This is a genomic window from Terriglobus albidus (assembly GCF_008000815.1).
In the GTDB taxonomy this organism is placed as follows: Bacteria; Acidobacteriota; Terriglobia; order Terriglobales; family Acidobacteriaceae; genus Terriglobus; species Terriglobus albidus_A.
In genome coordinates this window covers 4,876,611-4,894,004 of sequence record NZ_CP042806.1, presented here as the reverse complement: position 1 = coordinate 4,894,004, position 17,394 = coordinate 4,876,611, and the positions used below count along the sequence as shown (strand labels likewise).

The window sequence follows — 17,394 nt, the reverse complement described above, 5'->3', positions numbered from 1 at the left end:
AGGCTTAGTGCTTGATGAAATACATCAGCCAGCTCGCGACGATCACGCCACCGACGAACATCGCAAAACAATAAGCTCCAAAGCGAATCATTGCCTTGGGTTCGCTGCGCTGCGTAATGCCGAAGACGACTGACGTAAAGAGCGAAAAGAGCAGAACGGCGGAGAAGTGGGAGAGGCTCACAGCGGCTTCCTCCCGTTCGCCAGCGAATGTGCATCGACCGCAGCCATGATGTTCAGCAGGCCAGCGACGACGATAAAGCGCGTGCCATAGTCTGCAACCGCGATCTGTACCGAGGCGTGGCCCCAGTCCAGCAAACGGGCAAGCAGATAGAGGAGCCCGGCTCCGAGATCTCCGGCGAAGTTCAGCATATCGAGCAGGTCGCCGGTGTTGGGCTGATAGATCTTGCCCTGCAGGCCGATGCCGATGAAGAACATGCTCGTGATGGAGACGAAGACCAGCACCGCGCGGATGGGCTTGCGGACGAAGAGATGACCCGCACCGGGAATCAACCATCCGGCCAGAAGCGCCATGATTGGGAGTGTCTTGGATTCTCCGGCGAGCGAGGCCGGAATCTGTGAATGCGTTGCCATTCCGTCTCTGATGATATCAGCCCGTCAGGAAGTGAACGACACGCTCTAACGGTTTGCGGTTGGAAGTTCCCGTTTATCCCAGACCATGGCGTCGAAGCGGTGGCGGGCGTGGAAACCGAGATCCTCGTACAAACGGACGGCAGAGGTATTCTCTTCGGTGACCGTAAGGGTAATGGCTTCATATCCGCGCTGCCGCAAGCCGGCTGCCGCCTTCTGGATCAGCATGCGGCCATAGCCCTGGCTGCGCAGCCGGGGAGCGATGCAGAGCTGCGTAATATGCGCCACGTGGTCGCAGACACGGGAGCAGAGGATCATGCCCTCCAGCGTGCCGCCGTCGGGGTCGAGCATCACCCAGGACGACTCTGCGTCGAAGACACCGCATCCGGGAAAACGGACGATGTTATGCAGAAAGCGCAACGATCCATGCAGAGACCGGTACTGGTCGTTGATAGAGGCGTCCAGGTGGCCGCGGTAGGTGCGGTGGATCAGCTCGCCTGCGGGCTGGAAGTGGGCATTAACCCACGGCCGCAGAATCAGCGGCTCGGGAAGCTTGTGTTCTGGGTGAGTCGCGGGCAGGGCTGCGTTCTGCTTCAGATCGCAGTGGAGGAAGAGCCGTGGGTGAACCCGGAAACCGGTGGTCAGAAACGGGGCAGCCAGGGAACCGGCGGGATGCAGTAACAACTGCGACTCCACACGCTGTACCTGAGGCGAATTCTGCAGTGTCTCGATGAGATGGGTCAGCAGGCGATGCTCGATCTCTTTGGCGGTCTCAGATTGCGTGGCGTGGGCGAAGGTATCTCCAACGACGGCTTTATCGCCTTCATAGACGCTGAAGGTATAGCCGCAGACATTGCCATTGTCGAGCGCGACGTATCCGGGCAGGATGCGGGCATCCAGATACTGCAGCAGCAGTTCGATCGAGGTAGAGTAGTCCCACTCGAGCAGGTCTCTCCACTGCCGCGCTTCTTCTTCCAGAAGAGATCGAAGCTGACGGCCGGAGTAGTGCCGAAGGTCAAGCAGATCGAGTTGTGCGGCTGCGCTCACAGGTCGTTTGGGCCTTGCAGCAGCTTAGCGGAGTTAACGCCGATTGTGTACGGAAGGTTTTTCCGAAAGGTTTGCGGTCTGGGTTCCCGCTGAGACGCGATAGACAGCCAGCCCCTGCCACTCATAGAGGAAAAGCGGCGTGTAGACGCGTCCGGCAAGGATCGTGGAAAGCTGGGGAATGTCGCGTTCGCGCAGGACCAGGATGTGCTGTTCCTGGGGAATTTCGGCGATGATGTTCACCTTCTCCGTCGCACTTTCTTCATGGAAGTAGTGGCGGAGTGGCTGGTTCCGGTAGAACGCCAGGCCGTAGTCCATATCGCGGCGAATGTGATAGGTCGCCAGCGTGGGGATATCCGGCGCTTCCTGGGCGATACGCTCCGCCAGGGGCCGGGCGGAGTAGTTGGCGTCCAGCAGCCAGCCGTTCATCCGCAGCAGGAAGAAGAGCATCGCCAGAACTGGAGCCAGGGTGACGGTCCGCAGGTATTTTGTTCCCCAGCGGCGGACGATCAGGCAGATGGCGACACCGGTCACAGTCGCCCAGAGAGCCGCCCAGAAGATGGTTTTGGCCGCCGGGACAAAGCGCTCGTAGATCATGTACTGGGGGCAGAGCAGAAGCACAAACGTCATCGTTGAGACGACAAGGGCGTGGCCGCCAAGCATCCACCACTTGAGCTTGTACTGCCGTATGCGGTACAGGTAGTCGCCCGTCAGGATGGTGATGGGGGCGATGGCCGGCAGAATGTAGCCGGGGAGCTTGGAACCGGAGAAGGTGAAGAAGAGCACCGGGAAGATAGCCCAGATGACCAGGAACTCCGGGAAGGCATCGCCCGGGCGGGTATTGCCGACGTACCGAACCCGGTTATGGCGTACCCTCCACTCCGCAACCGAAATCTGGATAGAGTCCACCATGGCACGGAGGCTCATCACCGTCCAGGGCATGAGGCCCAGGATCAGCACGACCAGGTAGTAGTAGATCGACTGGTGATGCTGGTAGCGATCGGTAGTGAAGCGCTCAAGGTTGTGCTGCAGGAAGAAGAGCCGGTAGAAGTCGGGATTGCGGAGCTGTACAGCGATGAACCACGGCAGCACCATCGCCAGGTAGAGAGCCACTCCTGGCAGCCAGATGGTGCGGCGCACGATATTCCATTCCCGCCGCAGACCCGCAAACAGCAGCAGGATACAGATGATCATGAAGGGCGCTATAGGACCCTTGGCCAGAGTCGCCGCGCCGCCGAAGAAGTAAAGGTCGAAGAGCCAGAACTTCTTACCTGTCTCATACCATGCGTACCAGCCCAGCATGCCGATGGAAAACGGAGCGGCCAGTTGCATATCTGTAGAAGCGCCGCGAGAGAAGGCCACCATCGCGATACACGATGCGGTAATCAAAGCCGCGTCCAGGTGCCCTCCCGGGCGGAAACGGCGCATATGGAGGTAGATCAGCAGGATGAGGGCGAAGGTGGCGGTCGTGGAGGGCAGACGGGCAGACCAGTCGGAGATGCCGAACTCTTTAAAGAAGCTCATGGCGCGCCAGTAATAAAGTGCTGGTTTCTCCAGCCAGGGAACGCCGTAAAGGATAGGAGTAATCGCACCCGCAGTCAGGCAGTGGTAGCTGGCCGACAGGTCTTTCCAGGCCAGGCTGTGGGGCCGGACGGTGGTGTGCAGGGCGTGACACTCGTCTGAGTGGACCTGCAGCATCTCACGGGCTACCTGCGCGTAACGGGGCTCGTCTGCTCCAACCAGGCCCAGTTCGGTTCGGCTGATATGCAGATGACCGATGCGGAGTGGAATCAAGCCGAAGGCCAGCAGCCAGGAGGTCACCAGGAAGAGGACAACCAGTTCCTGTGTGGCAGAAAAAGCCTCAGCCGTTCGCAGCCGGTGAAGCCACCGGCGAACGCCATCGTTGGGCGGAGTCATCTCGGCTTTGTCGCGCAATGAAAACTAGGCTAACAGAGTTCGGCTTGAAGTCGTTTGACGACCAGATCAATGACCGTTTCGAGGTCGCCGTCGACTGTGCAGCCGCTGGCGGTCAGGTGCCCGCCGCCGCCGAAGTGCTCAGCCACCCGGGCTACATTGGCTTGCCCTTTGCTCCGGATACTGAGCCGGAACTGTGGACCGCCGTTAGCCGTGGTCTGTGGCAATTCCCGCAGGAAAACGGCGCAGTCGACGCCGGCAATGGAAATGAGGTAGTTCACCACGCCTTCGCAATCCTCTTCCTGGGCTGAGCTCTCCAGCATGTCTTCCAGGGTGATCCACGCCCAGGCAAGCTTGTCCTCAATGTGAAGCTTGGAAAGGGCTGCTCCAAGGATGCGGATGCGGGGCGCCGGATTCGTGAAGTAGACCTCGCGAGCGATCCACGCGGCATTGGCCCCGGCAAGCACCAGGTCACGCGCCAGGGCAAAGGTGTCGGCATTGGTGCCTGCGAAGGTAAAGGAGCCGGTGTCGGTAAGCACAGCGGCATACAGGCAAGTCGCCATCTCAGGAGTGATGGTCGCTCCTGCTGCCAGCGCCAGATGGTAGATCATTGCCGCCACCGCACATGCGTGCGGATCAATCCAGTTGAAGTCGGCAAACTCGCGTCCGCTGGAGTGATGATCGATGTTGATAAGAAAGATCTCATCGGTGCCGCGGATGTGCGAGCGCTCCACCGAGTCGCATTCCAGCAGGATAACGGCGTCGTAATGGCCTTCGACCGAGGTGGTGACGCGGATGCGGTCCACCTGCGGCATGTTCAGGTAGATCGCGGGCACGGGGTCCGCGACGACCAGGTCACAGGTCTTGCCAAGCTGGTCCAGCAGCATTGCCGTGGCCAACAGAGAACCGATGGCGTCGCCGTCGGGGCGTGCGTGCGAGGTGATCAGGAAATGCTGCCGACTGCGGATGTGATTTAACAGCTCAGAAGTGGCGGCAAAATAGGTCACTGACCCGCCTTTCGCTCACGTTTCCTGGTGCGCGTGAGCAGCTCATCGACCCGTGCAGTGAGCTTTTCGGAGCGGTCAATAACGAAGGTGAGTTCGGGAATCTGGCGTACGCCCATCCGGTCGCGTACCTCGGAACGGATGTACGTCCGTGCGGCCATCAGGCCTTCACGGGTGGAAAGTTCCGTGTCTTCATCGCCTTCGACGGAGATGAAGACACGGGCCGACTTGCCGCCGGGGGCAAGGACGACCTCGGTGACGTGACAGAGACCGATACGTGGGTCGGAGAGTTCGCCTTCAATCATGATGGCGATCTCGTCGCGAAGTGTACCGATGACTCGGTTGCGGTGATGGGCTTTGGCTCGCTGCTCAGGCATAAAATCCGGGGGAACCAGTGAGAATACCAGAGTCGGCCTCTGAAGCCTAACGAGAATTAAAGTTGTACGCGCCGCGACAGAGGCAGATCCTTGTGGAGTTAAGATTCCCGGAAAGAAGAAAGGAGGTCCCGCCTGGCAGGACCTCCTTTGGATGGGACGAGAGCGTTTTAGAGCATTTTTCCTGTTGCTGGGCATCCCGGGAGGAGCGTGCGGCGGCGTTTTCATTGAGGAAAACGCCCATAGATGCACAAGCCCTGCACTACACCTACAGGAAAAATCCTCTAGCGGCTGACAACAAGGATCTCGAAGGTGTCCGGAAGAATCGTCGGACGAGGACGAGGTGTGGCAGCCGTCGGAGCAGGAGCCGGTCCATACTTGGCGGCGCCGAGAAAGATCTTTCCCGTGACGGCGTCGAAGGCCATGGTCTTTGCACCGCGCGCCGTCGCCAGCGTCTGGATGGTGGGGAAGCCCGCCTTGCCGGTATCGACAACGCTCAGAGAGCCCTCTCCATTCGAAGAAAAGGCAAAGCCGGTTTTGGCATCGAAGCCGGCCGCATCGGGAGAGTCTCCGATGGATGCGAGGCCGAGCAGCTTACCGGAGGCGAAATCGACGATAGCCATCTTCTTGCCGTCACACACTGAGAACAGGCGGTGCTTCGCGTGATCGATGGCCATGCCGGAGGGAGATTCGCAGCCGGTCAGCGGCCACGTGCCTTCGATCTTTTTGCCCTGCGCGTCGAGTTTGACGATGGAATTGGCGTCTTCAATGTTGACGAAGACCGCGCCGTGGCCATCCGCCTGCGGGAACTCAGGCTTACCGGGAAGGGCAATGGTGGCGACGATGGTGTTGTTGCTCGTGTCCAGGACGGAGACGTTCTTGCTGCGTCCATTGAAGGCCCATACGGTCTTCGTGGTGGGCTCGTAGGCGATGCCGTCGGGGTTCGTTCCGGCAGGAACCGTTGCTTTGACCGCGAGCGATGCACGGTCAAAGACCACAATCGCGTTGCCGGCGCCGTCACTGATATAGCCGGTCTTTCCGTCGGGATTGAGAGCGACGCCATGCGTGCTCTTCAGGCCGGTAACAGCGCCGATCAGCTTACCGGTGGCAGTGTCGACGACCTCAACCCGCGCGTTGTGGGCGATGTAGAGGCGATGCGCGGCGTCATCGCTGAGGATATAGTCCCAACCGCCCTGGCCGCCAACCTGCCAGTGGTCAGCGATGTGATAGGCCTGCGCGTGAGAGACGGAGGCGAGAGACAGAAGAAGGGTTCCTGCAAGTGGGAACAGGCGCATAACGAAGACTCCAGGATGGGCTCGGGGTTTGGCCGGCACACTGAGTTTCATCGCGCCGCATTAACTGACACTGAAGTCTCGTTACGCGTTGTTAAAGATTTCAGGCGGGCCATGCGCGGCCCGCCTGAAATCTTGTGTCAATCACCTGACTTTTACTTTCCCGCCTGAATCGCCCTGGCCCGATCTTCCACGGCCTTCATCACGCGCAGCATGTTGGCTCCGTAGATCTTCTTGATGTCTTCGGCGGTATAGCCCTTCTCCAGCAGTTTTCGTGTCAGGTTAGGGAACTTCGCGTAGGAATCCAGATCCTTCGGGACGCAGGCTACGCCGTCGAAATCAGTTCCAATGCCGATGGCGTCAATGCCGGCAACTTTGCGGACGTGATCGATGTGAGCGACCACATCGTCGATGGTGGCAGGCGGAAGCGCTCCGGCAAACTCCGCACGAAGCTTGTCGATGGCGGCGTCACGCTCCTTGGAATCGGTAATCTTCTGCGCTGCTTCAAACTGGGGACGGAGCCTCGCATTCAACTCGCGCGAGCCTTCAAAGTAGCTCTGCGAAAGGAACTCGCAGCCGAAGTTGATATTCACGACGCCGCCTTTGGCCGCAAGCGCCTTGATCATCTCGTCGGTCATGTTGCGGGTGTATCCGGTAACGGCGCGGCAACCGGAGTGCGATGCGATATTGGGCGCCGTCGAGGTCTCGAGGGCATCCCAGAAGGTCTTGTCTGCGGTGTGGGAGATATCGACCATCATCCCCAGGCGGTTCATCTCCTTGACGATCTCCTTACCCAGCGGTGTAAGGCCGTTATGGTGTTCCACCTTGGGGTTGTCAATATCGCCCTGCGAGTCTGCCCAGTTGTTGGTATTGAAGTGGGTGAGCGTCATGTAGCGAACACCAAGGGTATAGAAGTCGCGCAGCAGGCGAGGAGAATCCTCGATGGCATGTCCGCCTTCGATGCCCATCAGCGCGGCGATCTTGCCCTGCTTCTTCGCTTCGTAGACGTCGGCGGCAGTGGTCGCAAGCACGAAGTCTTTCGGATGGCCATCCACAACGTCGTGGCGCACGGTATCGATCATCTGCAGCGCCCGGTTCGCCGAGTGATTTCCTTCGACATAATTCGCTCCCACATAGACGGCGAAGAACTCGCCGCCCAGCACGCCTTTCATGCGGGCAAGGTCGGTCTGTCCCTTGGTGTTGGGCGTGGCGATGTCGTACCCCGTCACCGTCTCGGAGGTGATGTCGTTATGCATGTCGATCAGGATGGCTTCACGGGTGATCTTGTTCACCTCGGCATCGGTCACCTTCTTCTGAGCAAGGGCTGCCAAGGGAAGTAAGAGGGTAGCAGCGGCGATACGGCGGGCAGAGATCAAAAACAAACTCCTTGTGCGGGATGAGTGAAAGATAGAGCAGGGAAAATGCTCTAAACGGCTCCGGTGACACCGGAGCCGTTCGCGGCTGGTTTGATGCGATCAGGAGAAGTGCACTGGAACAGCGATGCGCTGCATCTGTTCGAGCTCTGCCTTGGCCGGAGTGTCCATCACTTCCTTGAAGGCGGTACGGAACTTCGCCATATCTTCCTTGGTGCCGACGGAGACGCGCACGACGTTGGGCCAGATGGGCCAGGTGCGGCCGATGATGACCTTCTTCTGCGCCATTGCCGCCATCACCTGACGGCCGTTGCGGCCCGTATCGATCATGAAGCAATTGGACTGCGAACCCGGAATGATCTTGTATCCGCAGTCGGTAAGGAACTTCAGCGTCTCGGTGCGAGCCTCGCCGATGTACTTCTTGCGTGCGGGTACCAGGTCTTTGTCTTCCAGGGAAACGCGCGCTGCGATCGAAGAGGTGACGGCCATAGCGTTTTCGCCGCACTCGGTCAGCTTTTTCAGGACCTCAGGATGCGCCACGGCAAGCCCGGCGCGGATGCCGGCCATGCCATAGACCTTCGAGAAGGTGCGCAAGATGATGATGTCCTTGCGCGTGTTGACCTGGTCAACAACGCTCTTCGCATCGGAGAGGTGGATGTAAGCCTCGTCGACCAGAAGCATGGTCTCCTTCGGCTTGTTGTCGAGCAGCCACAGGATGTCTTCGCGCGAGGTAATGGTGCCGGTCGGGTTGTTCGGGTTGCAGAGATAGATCACGCCGGCGTTCGGCGCTGCGGCGGCAAGAGCCTTCACGTCGTGAGCATAGGTGGATGTGAGCTCTTTGGTGATGGTCTTGGCGCCGGCGATGGCTGCGGCACGCTGTGCAGCCTCATAGGTGGGATTGGCGGTGACCAGCGGCTTGTCTGGACCGGTGTACTTCAGGACAGAGTAGTGGAGTGGTTCGCTCGAGCCGGCATAGACGGCAACGTAGTCGGGCTCGACACCATTTTGTTTGCCGAAGACTTCCATGAGCGAAAACATCTCCAGGAAGTCGTAGCGTCCGCCCTTGGCGGCAACCTCGGCGATGGCGGTGCGAGCTGCTTCGCAGGGGCCGAGCGGATTTTCGTTGGCATTGATGAGTACGGCATCCTTCGGCATGGAGGCCATCATCTGCTTCATCATCTGCATCTGCGACGGTTGTTTGGCGGGTGCTGCGCCAGTCTGTTGTGCTGCCCAGGCAAAGTGGGATTCGGTGAGGACTGGAATGCTGGCGGCGGCAGCACCCATGCTACAGAGGAACGAACGGCGAGAAACCGGGGACGACATGACATATCTCCTTGTTGGAACACGTGAATCGCGGGGACCGGGTGTCTTCAAATCTTGCGGGAAGTAGAAGAAATCTTCAAGTGAATGCGAATAGATGGCGAGACGAATATAAAAATTCGTTGACACGCCGCAGGGGTGCTGGCAGACTCAAACCAATCTCACCAACCTACGGTTAGCATCCTCGGGCCCAAACGACTCGCAGGGGGCTGCCGGAGTCTATGTACTTGGTTTCGTTCCGCGCCGAACAATGCGGAACCCTCACAGCAGTCTCGTAAGTTCAAGTTTGTTCTTCCCGTCGTAGCAAGAGCAGATTCGCAGAGATGGTTGTAAGCAGTATCGGTCCTTTTTTGTAGAGCAACTGACAGTTAGGGCGAAAACGCCAAGGGGCGTCGTGTCGGCAAGTCGACATAAGTCGATGCACAGCCGCATCTCGTCGCCGCTCAAGTTCTTTCTCACGGAACTGCCGCCGCCGTGTACGCATACGTGTATCCGACGGTTGCACAAGGCATGTGTCACAAAAAGAAGTTCTCAGGGAGGTTGTAGTGGCTGTTATCCGTACCCGTTTCCAATGGCTGATGGGGCTGCTGGCGGTGGCGTTGATGTTCGCACCCGGCATGCTCGCGCAATCCTATTACGGCACGCTGAAAGGCAGTGTCACTGATTCCCAGGGCGCCGCAATTGCCGGCGCTACCGTTACGATGACCGATGTAAACACCAAGATTGCACGTACCGCGGTATCGAATGGATCCGGCGAGTACCTGTTCAGCGCCGTAGATCCTGGCACCTTCGATCTGACGGTGACCTCTGCAAACTTCCAGACCTATGTCCGTAAGGGCGTCAGCGTCGCAACGCAGCAGACGGTGACCATTGATACACCTCTGGCGGTTGGCGCTTCGTCCACGACGGTCGAAGTCACCGCCGACGCACCGCTTGTCGATAGCTCCACCGCGTCGAACGGCCAGGTCTTCGATACGCAGAAGCTGCAGGATCTTCCCAACCTGGGTCGTAATCCCTTCCTGCTCACCAAGCTCAACACTAACGTGACGGCGACGGGCGACCCGCGCTTCAATCGGTTCCAGGATCAGTCCGGATCTTCGGCAATCTCCGTTTCAGGCGGACCGATCAACGGCAACAACTACGAGATCGATGGCGTTCCGGTCACCGATTTCTCGAATCGTGCCGTCATCATTCCGTCGGTCGACGCCGTGCAGGAAATGAAGATTCAGACCAATACGTACGATGCGGAAATGGGCCGTACGGGTGGCGGTAACTTCAACACGCTGCTGAAGAGCGGTACAAACACGCTGCACGGCAACCTGCTCGGCACAACCCGCCAGACCAACTGGTCAGCGAACACCTGGAACAATAATTACACCGGTGCCGGCCGTCCGAACATCACGCAGTACACCTATGAGGGGTCCATCGGTGGCCCGGTGAAAATCCCTCATCTTTACGATGGTAAAGATAAGACGTTCTTCTGGCTGACCGAGGAAGGTTATCGCCAGCGTTCTCCACTGGCTGGTAATTATTATCTGCCGACGGCAGCCGAACGCAGTGGTGACTTCTCGAAAAGCTCGGTGAGTATTTATGATCCAGCGACTACCAACTCTAGCGGCAATCGTACACAGTTCGCCGGCAATATCATCCCATCCAGCCGTCAGTCGGCGGTCGGCCAGAAGATTCTCGCGGCGCTTCCGACCTGCAATTCCATCTGCACCCCTGTGAGCACCTATGGTGCGTTCAACTTCCGCCCGACAGATCTTCTGGGTGACCGTGCGGATGAGTTCGTCGGCAAGTTGGATCATCAGATCACACAAAGATGGGCCGCGAATATCTCGTATATGCACTATGGCTCGAAGGAGCCGGGTGGCAACCCGCTGGGCTCATTCGCCGGTGACAGCAATTCGTACCTGCTATACCGCAAGGTAGATGCCACGGCGGTCAACACCACCTATACGCTGAACCCGACGACAGTCTTGACTGCCGGATGGGGCTTCAATCGTTTCCCGAATAATACGCTCGATCTGACCAACAACTACGATCAGACGCAGCTCGGACTTCCTTCAAGCTATGTAAGCGCACTTCAGAAAAAAGCGTTCCCACGCATTACGATGTCGCAGATCAACGCACAGATGGGAACCAACAACTCCGGACCGGCAGTGTTCTACTCCCGCAACTTTGTGACCGGTATTTCCAAGTCGCTTGGTAAGCAGTCGTTGAAAGCCGGCTACGTCTATCGCTCCATCAGCGTAGACTTCACCAACGTCAGCAACGGTAACGGCTTCTTTACCTTCAACAACACATTCACCGCGGTCAATGCGAATCAGAAGAATGGGACCGGCGCTGACGTAGCTGATCTCCTGCTCGGCTACCCGACCACCGGCCAGGTACAGATCGCCAGCAGAATCGCACTCAATGTTCCTTACCATGCCTTCTATGTCCAGGACGACTACCGTCTTACGAATCGCCTAACGGTCAATGCCGGTCTTCGTTATGAGTACGAGCCGGGCGTTCATGAACGGTACAACAAGTACGCGATCGGTTTCGACCGTACTGTCACCAACCCGATCTCTGCCACCTCTGGCGTAGCGACCAAGGGCGGTATCATGTTCGCCGGCCAGAACGGCTACCCGACGACGTGCTGCAACAACAGCAATACGAAGTTTGCTCCACGTATCGGCCTGGTGTATGCGCTTGATCAGAAGACTGTAGTGCGCGCCGGGTATGGCGTCTTCTACGCTCCGATCTATTACTCCACCAGCGCCTCGCTGGCTCCTGGCTATGTCGCGACGACCACGTATGTCGCTTCCAACGACTCCAACAACACGCCTGCGAACTCTCTTGCGAATCCCTACCCGACCGGGATCAATCAGCCGGTTGGTAACTCGCTTGGCTATTCACAGGGCATCGGCGACTCACTCACGACCATCGATCAGTATCGTCGTTCGCCTGTGGTGCAACAGTACTCGCTTGATGTCCAGCGGGAACTACCCTACGGCGTTGCGCTGCAGTTGGGCTATGTCGGTTCGAAGGGACGTAACCTGCTGCCTGGCAACGGCACCACCTACAACCTGGATTCGGTCAACCTGGGAGCCGTTCCGTACGGCCAGGGCGCCTGCCCCGCCAGCACCGGAGCCTCGACCGCGGCCTTCCTGAACGCGAAGAGCAGTAATCCTTATTACGGCAAGGGTGGAGTTACCGCGATTGCCGCGCCGACCGTGGCTAACTCTCAGCTCTGCAGACCGTTCCCTGAGTTCGCAAGCGTCAGCATTCAGCCCAGCAACTCCAAGTCGCTATATAACTCGATGATCATCAAGGCCCAGAAGAAGATGGCTCACGGTGCAACCTTCGTGACGGCATTGACCTGGTCCTCGAACTGGGACTCGAGCTTCGGTCAGGGGAGCAGCCTCAACTCCGGCAACAACGGTCCGCAGGATATCTATAACCTGAATGGAGAGTATGCTCGCGCGATCAACAATACACCTCTTCGTTATACGGCGGCTGGCACCTGGCAGCTTCCCTTCGGAAAGGGCCGTGCCTTCCTCCACAATCGCTGGGTTGATCTCGCGGTCGGTGGATGGGATCTGAACTCGACCTTCGTTGCACAGCAAGGTGGACCAGTTCCGATCCAGTTGAATACCAACAACAATTCCGGCTATGGCAATTCTGTACAGCGTCCGAACCTGGTTGCGGGAGCGAATGTCTGCACCTCCGGTTCGGTGCAGAGCCGCATTAGCCATTACTTCAACACCAGCGCCTTTACGGATCCCGGACAGGGGAACTACGGCAACGCTCCGCGCACTATCGGCAGCTGCCAGGCTCCCGGATACCGGAACGTGGATGCATCCATCTTCAAGGATTTCCATGCGGAGCGCGTCACCATGCAGTTCCGTGCGGAGTTCATGAACCTGACTAATACTCCTCAGTTCGCTATCTCCTCGGCCGCTTTGAAGGTGGGCAACCCCGCCTTCGGTACCGTCTCGACCAACGCCATCAACTTCCCGCGCCTGATCACGCTGGGCGGAAAGATCATGTTCTAACCGGAACGTGACATAACCGAAGAGGCGCGGAGCAATCCGCGCCCCTTCTGCTTTAAGCGTCCACAGCCCTAGAGCATTTTCCCTGTTGCTGGGTATCCCGAAGGGCCATACAGTGGCGTTTTCATTACGGAAAACGTCCAAAGCATACGGAAAGCCCGACACGACACCCACAGAGAAAAGCTCTCTCGTGGCCTGCCTTGATACAGTGAGACCTATGTTTGCACCAACACAGCGGGTTCACTTTATTGGCATTGGCGGCATTGGTATGAGTGGGATTGCGGAGATCCTGTTGACGATGGGGTATCCCGTCTCCGGCTCCGATCTGCGGCGCTCGCCCGTGACTGACCGGCTGGAAAAGCTCGGCGCCATGATCTTTGAAGGCCACCATGCAGAGAATGCCGCCGAGGCCGATGTCGTGGTGACCAGCTCTGCCGTGGCCAAAGATAACCCTGAAGTGCTGGATGCAAGATCGCGCAAGGTCCCAGTCATTCAGCGCGCCGAGATGCTCGCCGAACTGATGCGGCTGAAGTACGGCATCGCCGTTGCCGGTATGCACGGTAAGACCACTACCACCTCGATGGTGGCATCGGTGCTCGCCGCCGGTGGTCTGGATCCAACGGTTGTGGTCGGCGGGCGCGTTGCGGCTCTGGGTTCAAACGCGCGTCTGGGAACCTCGCAGTACCTGGTGGCCGAGGCCGATGAGAGTGACCGCTCCTTCCTCAAGCTCCCCAGTGTCCTCGCCATCGTAACCAACCTCGACCGTGAGCACATGGATTGTTACCGCGACATGGAAGATGTGGAAGGTGCCTTCATCACTTTTATGGACCGCGTGCCGTTCTATGGTGCGGTTACGGCCTGCATCGACAACGATCCGTTGCGTTCTATTCTGCCGCGAACGAGCCGCCGCATCTATACCTACGGCGAGCGCGAAGAGGCTGACTTCCGGCTGGAGATACTGCCGCGTACCGCAGGCTCGCATGCGCGTTTCCAGGTGACCCATCAGGGGCGCATGATCGGACCTCTGGAGTTGCATGTTCCCGGAAAGCACAACGTGCTGAACGCGACCGCGGCAGTGGCTATCGGGGTGCAGCTTGGAGTGACGGATGACAAGCTCGTCGAAGGTATTGCTGCATTTCGTGGGGTCGATCGCCGCTTCCAGATTAAAGGAGCAGCTCGAGGCATTACCGTCGTCGATGACTACGGTCATCACCCCACCGAGGTGCAGGCAACCCTTCGTGCCGCCAAAGAATGCGGCTACGGACGGGTGCTGGTGCTTTTCCAGCCGCATCGTTATACCCGTACCCGCGACCTGATGGCAGAGTTCGCAGCTTCATTTGGGGATGCAGATGTGCTGCAGGTGCTGGACATCTATGCCGCCAGCGAACAACCCATCCCCGGCGTGAACACTCCGGCGCTGGTGGAGGAGGTTCGCCGCACCGGGCATCCCTCCGTATCTCACGCTGAAAGCATGGAAGCGGCGATACAGGCACTGGCAACGGAAGCTCGTGAAGGAGACGTCATTCTGACGCTGGGAGCAGGGAACGTCTCTCAGGCCGGAGCGTTGTTGTTGTCAAAACTGGAAGGGAACGCATAGAGCATTTTCCCTGTAGGTGTAGAGCAGGGCTTCCGTATCTATGGGCGTTTTCCGCAATGAAAACGCCGCTTCACACCCCTTCCGGAATACCCAGCAACAGGGAAAATGCTCTAAAGAGGTATCTTCCCGGATACGCACGGGGCTGAATTCTGGCGCTATCAATTTATAGTCGAAGCGGATTCGCGAGCACGTTTGCGGCATTTCTTCCTGTATTTTGTTGCCTGATGCCAGATTTTCTTTCAAAACGCGCCTCGGAAAAAGCTGAACCTGTAGCCGATTCGTACCCGAACCAGGAGGTCGACCGCCGCAGGCGTCGCCGCTCTGAGGAAGATTTTCCCGATGACGACGCGGAGTTTTTTCGCGCGAGTCAGCGCGTTCGCGTGCGGAAAGGGCTTCTGCCCCAGACCAAGTGGGGCCGCATCGCCGCCGCATCCGGCCTGGTGCTTGCACTCGGCGGCATGACCGGCGCAGTCATCGTGGCGAGGAACTATCTTCTACGGGACGACCGCTTCCGCATCGCCAGCTCGGCATCGATTGAGATCGCCGGGAATACCCATGTCTCCCGGCCACAGATGCTCAGCATCTTTGGAGAAGATGTGGAGCGCAATATCTTCCGCGTACCGCTGACAGATCGCCGCGAGCAACTGGAGGGCCTGCCCTGGGTGGAGCATGCCACCGTCATGCGTCTGTTGCCGAATCGGCTCCGCGTCGCAGTGGTGGAACGTACCCCCGTCGCGTATCTCCGCCAGTCCGACGGTATCCGCCTGGTCGACGCCAATGGCGTCATTCTGGATCTGCCGGCTGATGCGGCAGGCGACCCACGCTACTCCTTCCCCGTGGTCACCGGGATTGTGGCCAGCGAGCCCTCTGGAACCCGCGGGGCCCGCATGAAGCTCTATCAGCGCTTCATTGCAGACCTTGATGGCGGAGGCGCGAAGATCAGCGACCAGGTCAGCGAAGTGGATGTCAGCAATCCCGAAGATGTAAAGGCGCTTATCCCTGATCACGGGATGGAAGTGCTGGTGCACTTTGGCGATGACAAGTTTCTGGAGCGCTACCAGAAGTATCAGCAGCATCTGCCGGAGTGGAAGCAGCAGTATCCTAGGCTCGCCTCGGCCGATATGCGCTATGAGACGCAGGTCGTGCTGGAGATGGCGAAGGATACAGGCGGCCCTCCTCCGGTTCCGGCTGCGGCGGATGTCACTCCGGGTAAAGATGCCCCAGCAAAGCCGAGTATCCCAGTAAAGGCCGTTGCCGCAGCCACGACTGCTCCGCAGCCGTCTGCGTCAAAGAGCAAGCCTGTCGTGACACCGAAGGCGTCCACAGCCAAAGCTGCTGCGCCCCGTACTGCCGCCGTAAAGCCGAAACAGACGGTCGCCAGCGCAGCCCCGGTCAGGGACACCAGCTCCGGTATTCCGGATGATGTGGCCAGCCGTCTCGCAGGGCCAGCGCCAAAGCAGCCCGCAAAGCCGGCGGTGAAGTGGAAGATGCCGATTGCGAAACCTGGCCAGGTGGCTCGCCCGTCGAAGGATCTCCTGCATCAGTCGGCACATTCCACCGTGCCCTCCGCGGGGGTGGCTCAGTGAAACCTCGCGAAGAGACTCTGATTACGGTTCTGGACGCCGGTAACTCCAAGAGCTGCGTGCTGGTTGGTGAGGTTCAGGAAGGCGTGCTGCGCTATCGCGGACACGGTATTGAGACGTCGAAGGGCATGCGCAAGGGCCTGATTGCCGATCTCGGTCCGGCAGCGGATGCGATCAATCGAGCTGCGCTTGCCGCTGAACGTACAGCAAAGGCGGGGATTGAGACGGCGGTGGTCGGCGTTGGCGGCATGCACGTGCGCGGCGTCAACAGCCGCGGCGGCATCAGCATGGGCAGCCGCATGCGCGAGATCACGCGCGAAGAAGTTAAGGCGGCCGTCGACCGCGCACGTTCCGTGGCTTTGCCGGCGGACCGTGAGATTTTGCACTTGTTGCCGCAGGAGTTCATCCTCGACGATCAGCCGGGCATCCATGATCCCGTCGGGATGGTGGGCACGAAGCTTGAAGTGAACCTCCATCTCTCTACCTGCTCTGGAGGCGTAGCGCAGTCGGTTGTGACTTGCGCGAACAAGGCCGGCCTCGAGGTACTGGACACGGTCTATGAGGGCATTGCCGCGGCTGAGGCCGTTCTTAGCGCGGACGAGCGCGAGCTTGGCGTCTGCATCGCGGATATCGGAGCCAGCACCACCGAGATGGTGGTCTTCTTCGAGGGAGCGGTCGCACATACGGCTGTGCTGCCGATCGGCGGCGACCACTTCACGAACGACCTCGCGGTCGGCCTCCATGTGCCCGTCGAAGAGGCGGAGCAGTTGAAGCAGGTCTGGGGCAACTGTGTTGTGACCAGTGTGCCGCAGTTGAATGAGATTGAGGTTGGCGGCAACCTGGCGCTCAGTGGGGGGCAGCCGGCACGCATCGTCCGTCATCGCTACCTGGCGGAGATTCTTGAGCCGCGAGCGCGCGAGCTGATGCAGATGTTGCGCGAGAACCTGCGGCAGGGCGGCGTGCTGGAAGCGCTCGGCGCCGGCCTGGTTCTGACCGGCGGCTCGGCCAAGCTGGTCGGCCTGTTGGATGTCGCCGAGAGCATGCTACGTGTACCGGCTCGCGTTGGCTATCCCGTACCGCTGTCACGTATGCCCGAGGAGCTGGCGCAGCCGGAGTTCGCGGCTCTGATCGGCATGTTGCTGTACACGCACCGCACGCAGATACGCCGCGCCAGCGAAGAGATGGGACTACGTGCCAAGCTAAAGGCGATCTTCGCCGGCACCATGTAGTCATCCCCGCTGTCACAAGATAGTCCTGATTCGGCC

The 17,394-nt window shown here is 59.2% G+C and carries 13 protein-coding genes; 4 read left to right on the top strand and 9 right to left on the bottom strand.

Annotated elements, in window-relative coordinates; all coding sequences use genetic code 11:
- Positions 1–4 precede the first annotated feature (4 nt).
- From FTW19_RS25895 to FTW19_RS19460, 9 genes are all read right to left on the bottom strand, one after another.
- Positions 5–181, bottom strand: coding sequence for a hypothetical protein (locus tag FTW19_RS25895; protein WP_187143064.1), 177 nt, complete (start codon positions 179–181; stop codon positions 5–7).
- Positions 178–591 (bottom strand): DUF6677 family protein, encoded by a 414-nt coding sequence (locus tag FTW19_RS19495; protein ID WP_147649240.1) that lies wholly within the window; start codon positions 589–591, stop codon positions 178–180. Before FTW19_RS19495 ends, FTW19_RS25895 begins: the two co-directional genes overlap by 4 nt.
- 45 nt (positions 592–636) lie before the next feature.
- Positions 637–1,635, bottom strand: coding sequence for a GNAT family N-acetyltransferase (locus FTW19_RS19490; RefSeq protein WP_147649239.1), 999 nt, complete (start codon positions 1,633–1,635; stop codon positions 637–639).
- A gap of 33 nt (positions 1,636–1,668) precedes the next feature.
- The gene (locus tag FTW19_RS19485) at positions 1,669–3,549 is read right to left on the bottom strand and encodes an ArnT family glycosyltransferase (RefSeq protein ID WP_147649238.1); all 1,881 of its coding nucleotides are present in this window, start codon (positions 3,547–3,549) and stop codon (positions 1,669–1,671) included.
- 29 nt (positions 3,550–3,578) lie between these two features.
- Entirely contained in the window at positions 3,579–4,553 is a 975-nt protein-coding gene (locus FTW19_RS19480) for a DHH family phosphoesterase (RefSeq protein WP_147649237.1), read from the bottom strand.
- Positions 4,550–4,927: a 30S ribosome-binding factor RbfA gene (gene rbfA / locus FTW19_RS19475; protein WP_147649236.1), complete on the bottom strand. Its 378-nt coding sequence runs from the start codon at positions 4,925–4,927 to the stop codon at positions 4,550–4,552. The genes FTW19_RS19480 and rbfA overlap by 4 nt, the downstream gene beginning before the upstream one ends.
- A 281-nt stretch (positions 4,928–5,208) precedes the next feature.
- On the bottom strand, positions 5,209–6,219 hold the full coding sequence (locus tag FTW19_RS19470; protein ID WP_147649235.1) for a YncE family protein: 1,011 nt from the start codon (positions 6,217–6,219) through the stop codon (positions 5,209–5,211).
- Between the two features lie 152 nt (positions 6,220–6,371).
- Positions 6,372–7,592: a dipeptidase gene (locus FTW19_RS19465; protein ID WP_246153405.1), complete on the bottom strand. Its 1,221-nt coding sequence runs from the start codon at positions 7,590–7,592 to the stop codon at positions 6,372–6,374.
- A 99-nt stretch (positions 7,593–7,691) separates the two neighbouring features.
- Positions 7,692–8,912 carry a pyridoxal phosphate-dependent aminotransferase gene (locus tag FTW19_RS19460; protein ID WP_147649233.1) on the bottom strand — a complete coding sequence of 407 codons (1,221 nt, stop codon included), beginning with the start codon at positions 8,910–8,912 and terminating at the stop codon, positions 7,692–7,694.
- A 542-nt stretch (positions 8,913–9,454) separates the two neighbouring features.
- On the opposite strand from FTW19_RS19460, the gene FTW19_RS19455 reads away from it, so the two are divergent.
- The 4 genes from FTW19_RS19455 (at position 9,455) to ftsA (ending at position 17,358) form a co-directional block, all read left to right on the top strand.
- Positions 9,455–12,952, top strand: a complete 3,498-nt coding sequence (locus FTW19_RS19455; RefSeq protein ID WP_246153404.1) for a TonB-dependent receptor — start codon at positions 9,455–9,457, stop codon at positions 12,950–12,952.
- A gap of 214 nt (positions 12,953–13,166) precedes the next feature.
- Complete coding sequence (gene murC / locus FTW19_RS19450) at positions 13,167–14,546, top strand: UDP-N-acetylmuramate--L-alanine ligase (RefSeq protein WP_147649232.1); 1,380 nt, start codon at positions 13,167–13,169, stop codon at positions 14,544–14,546.
- Between the two features lie 224 nt (positions 14,547–14,770).
- Positions 14,771–16,132: an FtsQ-type POTRA domain-containing protein gene (locus FTW19_RS19445; RefSeq protein WP_147649231.1), complete on the top strand. Its 1,362-nt coding sequence runs from the start codon at positions 14,771–14,773 to the stop codon at positions 16,130–16,132.
- Positions 16,129–17,358 (top strand): cell division protein FtsA, encoded by a 1,230-nt coding sequence (gene ftsA, locus FTW19_RS19440; RefSeq protein ID WP_147649230.1) that lies wholly within the window; start codon positions 16,129–16,131, stop codon positions 17,356–17,358. Before FTW19_RS19445 ends, ftsA begins: the two co-directional genes overlap by 4 nt.
- Positions 17,359–17,394: the final 36 nt, after the last annotated feature.

Bases quoted from the DNA above. Each gene is read 5' to 3' on its own strand.
- FTW19_RS19445 (WP_147649231.1), top strand. From the start codon at position 14,771: ATGCCAGATTTTCTTTCAAAACGCGCCTCGGAAAAAGCTGAACCTGTA.
- FTW19_RS19495 (WP_147649240.1), bottom strand. From the start codon at position 591: ATGGCAACGCATTCACAGATTCCGGCCTCGCTCGCCGGAGAATCCAAG.
- FTW19_RS19470 (WP_147649235.1), bottom strand. From the start codon at position 6,219: ATGCGCCTGTTCCCACTTGCAGGAACCCTTCTTCTGTCTCTCGCCTCC.
- rbfA (WP_147649236.1), bottom strand. From the start codon at position 4,927: ATGCCTGAGCAGCGAGCCAAAGCCCATCACCGCAACCGAGTCATCGGT.
- FTW19_RS19485 (WP_147649238.1), bottom strand. From the start codon at position 3,549: ATGACTCCGCCCAACGATGGCGTTCGCCGGTGGCTTCACCGGCTGCGA.
- murC (WP_147649232.1), top strand. From the start codon at position 13,167: ATGTTTGCACCAACACAGCGGGTTCACTTTATTGGCATTGGCGGCATT.
- FTW19_RS19460 (WP_147649233.1), bottom strand. From the start codon at position 8,912: ATGTCGTCCCCGGTTTCTCGCCGTTCGTTCCTCTGTAGCATGGGTGCT.